This window comes from Frankia tisae, from assembly GCF_025403405.1.
Classification (GTDB): Bacteria; Actinomycetota; Actinomycetes; order Frankiales; family Frankiaceae; genus Frankia; species Frankia tisai.
The window spans coordinates 1-5561 of the sequence record NZ_JANEZT010000411.1 but is presented as its reverse complement, the minus strand read 5'-3'; the positions used below and the strand labels follow the sequence as shown (position 1 = coordinate 5561).

The window sequence follows — 5561 nt, the reverse complement described above, 5'->3', positions numbered from 1 at the left end:
GTGCGCCTCGAACGCGCCGTCGCCGTCGCCGTCCGGGCGACGGCGGACCTTGGGTGCCCCTTCGCGCAGCGGCTCGGCGGTGGCCACGAGCCGTTCGATGCCGTCGGCGATGGACTGCTCGGCCATCGCGTAGCGCTCCAGCGCGATCCGGTCGCCGACGGCGATGATCCGCCCGTCGTCGAGGGCGGCGTCGAGCGCCTGGCGCGGATCGGCCACGCCCTCCCGGGCGGCGGCCTGCAGCACGGCGTCGACCGGGCCGGCGGTGTCCCCGGCCCGGGTCGCCGCCCGGCCCAGCAGGTGGGTGAGCACCGCCGGGCCGCGTCGCGGGTCGTCGCGGTGCAGCCCACGGCGGCGGGCGAACCGGTCGGCCTGGCCGATCTCGGCGTCGGCGGCGGTCAGCAGCATCCACGGGTCGGCCCGCAGGGCCTCGGCGGCGGTCGAGCCGAGCCGGTCGGTGGCCCCCCAGGCGAGGCGGGCCGGCAGGTCCGCCGCGACGAGCAGCTCGACGACTGCGTAGGTGCCCGCGGCGGCGCGGAAGCTGTCCGCGAGCCGGCGGGCCCGCGGGCCGGTGACACCCTCGACGGCGCCGAGCCGGCCGACGTCGACGTGCTCGGGTCGGGTGATACCGGCGGCGGGCAGGCGGGCGGCCGTCGTGCGACCCAGCCCCGGCCACAGCGCGGCCTCGCAGAACGCGGAGAACACCGCCGCCGGGTCCGCGGCCGCATCGTCGTGCTCGGTTTCCAGGACTCGGCCGGCCCCCAGGGCGGGATCGGGTCCCGGGGCGGCGGCGGTCGGGTACTCGTCGGGCATGCCGGAAAGCGTAACGACGCACCACTCGGCGCCCGGCGAAGCCCGCTGGGTAGCGTGGTATCACCGGTGGCTGTGTCAGGGCGCGCCGCGGTCCGCACCCGGCGTGTCCAGGGCTGCGGCCGCACGCCGCGCCCGGTCATGGCCGCCCGCGGGTCCGGTGGCGTCGCGGACCCGTCCGATCTCGAAGGGACCGACCGGTTGACCACTGTGTTGCTGGTCCGCCACGGCCTGACCGCCGTCACGGGCAAGATCCTCCTCGGCTGGACCCCGGGCGTCAGCCTGGACGAGCGGGGCCGGCGGCAGGCCTCGGGCTTGGCAGGTCGGCTCGGGGACATCCCGCTCGCCGCGATCGTCAGCAGCCCGCTTGAGCGCTGCCGCGAGACGGCGGGCACGATCGCGGCCCGCCGGCCCGAGGGACCGCAGGCTCCCGGCGGTGTCCAGCCGGTCGCCGTCGACGAGCGGCTCGGGGAGTGCCGCTACGGGGACTGGACCGGGCAGGAGCTCGCCGTTCTCGCCAAGGATCCGCTGTGGGCGGTGGTGCAGAGCCATCCCAGCGCCGTGGTGTTCCCCGGGCCCGAGGGCGAGGCGCTGCGCGACACCCAGGCCCGCGGCGTCACCGCGGTGCGGGAGTGGAACGACCGGCTCGGCCCGGACGCGACCTGGCTGCTGTGCTCGCACGGCGACGTCATCCGCACGATCGTCGCCGACGCCCTGGGCATGCACCTCGACATGTACCACCGGATCACCGTCGACCCGTGCTCGCTGACGGTGATCCGCTACGGCGAGCGGCGACCGTTCGTCCGGCGGATCAACGACATCGGCGGCGACGTCGCCGAGCTGCTCCCGCCGCCCCCCAAGCCCGGGGGCGAGTCCACCGCGGGCACCGAGTCCACCGCGTCCACCGCGTCCACCGCGGGCGGCCCTGGTGACTCGGCCGCGGGGGACGGTTCGGCGGCCCCGGCCGCGCTGAGCCCCGACGAGGTCGTCGGCGGGGGCGCCGGGTCCTACCCGCCGCCCGCCGGCGGGGGATCGGTCTGATCGGCCATGGCACGCCGGATACATGTTTTCGACCCACCGCAGCGGTTCGTCGCGGGCACCGTCGGCTCGCCCGGGGCCCGCTCGTTCTACCTGCAGGCCCGGGAGGGGGTGAGGCTGGTCACGGTCGCGGTCGAGAAGGCCCAGGTCGCGCTGTTGGCCGAGCAGCTCACCGAGCTGCTCGACGAGCTGGGCCGGCGCGGGATCGCGGCCGAGCTTGCCGAACCCGTCGGTGCGCCTGACACCTCGCCGCTGGAGCCGCCGATCGAGGCGGACTTCCGGGTCGCCACGATCGCCCTCGGGTGGGATCCGCGCGGCAGCCGCGTCGTCGTCGAGGCGCAGGCGGCCGGCGGCGAGGGGTCGGCCTCCGGGTTCAGCGACGACCCGGACGGCCCCGACGCGCTGCGGGTGCTGGTGGCGGCGGGCCCCGCCCGTGCCTTCGCCCGCCGGGCGGGGCGGCTCGTCGATGCCGGGCGCCCGTCGTGCCCGCTGTGCGGCCAGCCCCTCGACGACGACCACGTCTGCCCGCGTCAGAACGGACACCGGCACTGATGCTCGCCCAGCGCCCGGGGGACGTGCCTGGTCGGGCCGCGGCCCCGGCGGCTTCGGGGACCGGCCGGGGCCGCGAGGTGCGGATTCGCGCCGGAGAGACCCCGGTCACCATCCGGACCCGGCGACAGAGCCGGTGTACAGCGGACACACTGGGCTGATGGGTGTTCCCGCGGCGGGTCCCACTCCGGGGCGGCGGCCGCCACTCGATCCGATCGACGGCGGCGGCCTCGACGCCCCCGCGGCCCTCGACCTGCTGCGCCACGGCGAGCTGACGGTCAGCGCCAGGCTCGCCGACGCCAGCAACGCGACGCTGTACTGCGACATCACCGCAGGCGACGTCGCCGGGCGCTGCGTCTACAAGCCGGTTCGCGGGGAACAAGCGCTGTGGGACTTCCCCGATGGCACCCTCGCCGCCCGCGAGCTGGCCGCCTACGAGGTCTCTGCCCACCTTGACCTCGGGATCGTGCCGCCGACGGTCCTGCGCGACGGGCCGTTCGGCGAGGGCATGGCCCAGCTGTGGATCGACACCGACGTCACCGTCGACCTGGTAGCCCTCACCCGCTCCGATGACCCGCAGCTGCGCCGGATCGCGCTGTTCGACGCCGTCATCAACAACGCCGACCGCAAGGGTGGGCATCTGCTGCCCGCGCCGTCGGGGCGCATCCACGGCATCGACCACGGCGTCACGTTCCACCCGGAGGGCAAGCTGCGCACGTTGCTGTGGACGTGGCGGGGCCGGCGGTTGGTCGCCGAGGAGAGGGCCCTGCTCGGCTGCCTGCACGAGGCGCTCGCCGGCGACCTCGGTGACCGGCTCGCCGAGCTGATCACCGTCACCGAGCTCGACGCGCTGGCCGCCCGGGTGCACCGGCTGCTCGACGACGGCCGCTTCCCGCTGCCTTCGAGGGACTGGCCGCCGATCCCGTGGCCGCCGTTCTGAATCGGCGGCTCCCGAACAGTCAGCTTACGGACAGTGATGTCCGGCCCTGTAGCCGTTTTCGCAGGTCGGTTACGGGATGGTTACCCGTCTTGTGCCCGCCGAGGGAACCGTTCGCGGTTACTCTGACACGCATGCAGGCGTGGCCATCTCCTCCGATACGTCCACTTCCAGGCCGCGGCCGGCCCTTGCGGATCTTCGACACGGCCACGTCGAGCGTGCGACCTCTGGATTCCGCGCCCACGGCCCGTCTCTACGTCTGCGGCATCACGCCGTACGACGCGACGCACCTGGGTCATGCGTTCACGTACCTGACGTATGACCTCGCGCAGCGGGTACTGCGGGATGCCGGCCACACCGTCCTCTATGTGCAAAATGTTACAGATATCGATGATCCCCTGCTCGAGCGGGCCGACCGGGACGGCCTCGACTGGCGTGACCTCGCCAACCGGGAGATCGAGCTTTTCCGCGAGGACATGACCGCGCTGCGGATGCTCCCCCCGGACTCCTACGTCGGTGTGGTCGAGGCGATCCCGATGATCGTCGAGATGGTCGCCGAGCTCGTCGACCGGGGCGCGGCCTATCACGTCGACGACGACCTGTACTTCTCCGTCGCCGCCGCCCCCGCGTTCGGTGACATTTCCCACCTGCCCCGGGCCGAGATGCTGGCGATCTGCGCCGAGCGAGGCGGCGACCCGGGCCGCGACGGCAAGAAGGACCCCCTCGACCCACTTCTGTGGCGGGCGCAGCGTCCCGGGGAGCCGTCATGGCCCTCCCCGTTCGGCCCCGGCCGGCCCGGCTGGCACATCGAGTGCTCCGCGATCGCCCGTCACCACCTCGGCGGCGTCATCGACATCCAGGGCGGGGGCACCGACCTGACCTTCCCGCACCACGAGTGCAGCGCCGCGCACGCCGAGGTTGCCGCCGGTACCCGCCCGTTCGCCCGCAGCTACGTGCACACGGCGATGGTCAGCCTCGACGGCCACAAGATGTCGAAGTCGCGCGGCAACCTGGAGTTCGTCTCCCGGCTGCGCCGCGCCGGAACGGACCTGGCCGCGCTGCGCCTCGCCCTGCTCGACCACCGCCACACCGGCGACTGGGAGTGGACGGCGGACCTGCTGTCGGACGCGGTGACCCGGGTCGAGCGGTGGCGGGCGGCCGTAGCCCTACCCGCCGGCCCGGACGCGACGAAGGTGCTCGCCGCCGTCCGCGAACGGCTCGCTGACGACCTCGACGCCCCCGGCGCCCTCGCCGCGGTCGACGCCTGGGTCGACGCGGCGCTCACCGACGCGGGCGCCGCCGGCGGCGGCCCGACCGGCGCTTCCCCTCGCGGTTCTGGCGGTGCGGCGGGCGCCGGGGGGGAGGCGCCCGCGCTCGTCTCGAGGCTCGTTGACACACTGCTCGGTGTAGACCTTGAACCCGTCCGACCCAGAGGGAGCTGATGGATGGGGGCCCACCACCGCAGGACAGATACCGGGGCGGCGACCGAACGACCCGCCTTCGACGAGGTCGCCCACGGCTACGACCCGCGCCAGGTGGACGACTACCTCGCCACGCTGTGGCGGTACGCCAGCCAGGTGACCTCGCGCGCGGCCGCCGCGGAGAGCGCGCTCAAGCACGAGCGGGAGCGCCGCGCGGGCGCCGCCGGTGCCACGGAGCCCGCCGCCCAGGCCGGCGGCCGGATCGGGCAGATGCTCGCCATCGCCCAGCGGGAGGCCGACGAGATCATCGACGGCGCTCGCCAGATCGCCGAGTCCGCCCTGGAGGAGGTGATCGAGGACGCCGGGGCGAACCATCCGATCGTTCGCGAGGCCCGTGAGCAGGCCGAGAAGCTCCTGCTCGACGCGGTGGAGGAGAGCCGCCGGCTCGCCCTGGAACGCCACCGTGAGCTGGCAGACGAGATCGCCCGCAGCTCCGCGTCCCTCGACGCCCTCCGCCACCAGCAGGGGGAGATCATCGGGGCGGTCCTGCGACTACGCCGCATCCTCGGCTCCGACGAGGTCGACCGCGTCGTCACCGACCTGGCCCGGGCCGGTGCGACCCCGCCGCAAGCAGCCGACCCCGCCGCCCCCGCCGACGTCGGCGACTTAGCCGCCGACGGCGCCGACTTCCCCGCCGACGGCGCTGGATCTCCCGCCGACGGCACGCAGGACCGTTTCGTTCCCGGCGCGTCCGCCCCGCAGGCGGCCGGCAATGCCGTCCCGGGCGCAACCGAGGCCACCCACCGGAC

The 5561-nt window shown here is 74.7% G+C and carries 5 protein-coding genes and 1 pseudogene; 5 read left to right on the top strand and 1 reads right to left on the bottom strand.

The features are described from left to right. Nucleotides 1-810, bottom strand: an 810-nt coding sequence (locus NBZ85_RS26905) for a helix-hairpin-helix domain-containing protein (protein WP_308205228.1), incomplete at its 3' end; no start/stop codon positions are given. A gap of 198 nt (nt 811-1008) precedes the next feature. On the opposite strand from NBZ85_RS26905, the gene NBZ85_RS26900 reads away from it, so the two are divergent. The 5 genes and pseudogenes from NBZ85_RS26900 to NBZ85_RS26880 form a co-directional block, all read left to right on the top strand. Continuing rightward, entirely contained in the window at nt 1009-1848 is an 840-nt protein-coding gene (locus NBZ85_RS26900; protein WP_261558791.1) for a histidine phosphatase family protein, read from the top strand. A 6-nt stretch (nt 1849-1854) separates the two neighbouring features. Then, the gene (locus NBZ85_RS26895; protein WP_261558790.1) at nt 1855-2397 is read left to right on the top strand and encodes a DUF3090 family protein; all 543 of its coding nucleotides are present in this window, start codon (nt 1855-1857) and stop codon (nt 2395-2397) included. A gap of 157 nt (nt 2398-2554) precedes the next feature. Further along, entirely contained in the window at nt 2555-3334 is a 780-nt protein-coding gene (locus tag NBZ85_RS26890) for an SCO1664 family protein (RefSeq protein WP_261558789.1), read from the top strand. A gap of 131 nt (nt 3335-3465) precedes the next feature. After that, nucleotides 3466-4773 carry a cysteine--1-D-myo-inosityl 2-amino-2-deoxy-alpha-D-glucopyranoside ligase gene (gene mshC, locus NBZ85_RS26885; RefSeq protein WP_261558788.1) on the top strand — a complete coding sequence of 436 codons (1308 nt, stop codon included), beginning with the start codon at nt 3466-3468 and terminating at the stop codon, nt 4771-4773. Nucleotides 4774-4776: 3 nt separating this feature from the next. Beyond that, nucleotides 4777-5561: pseudogene (locus NBZ85_RS26880) on the top strand (DivIVA domain-containing protein); the annotation flags it as partial.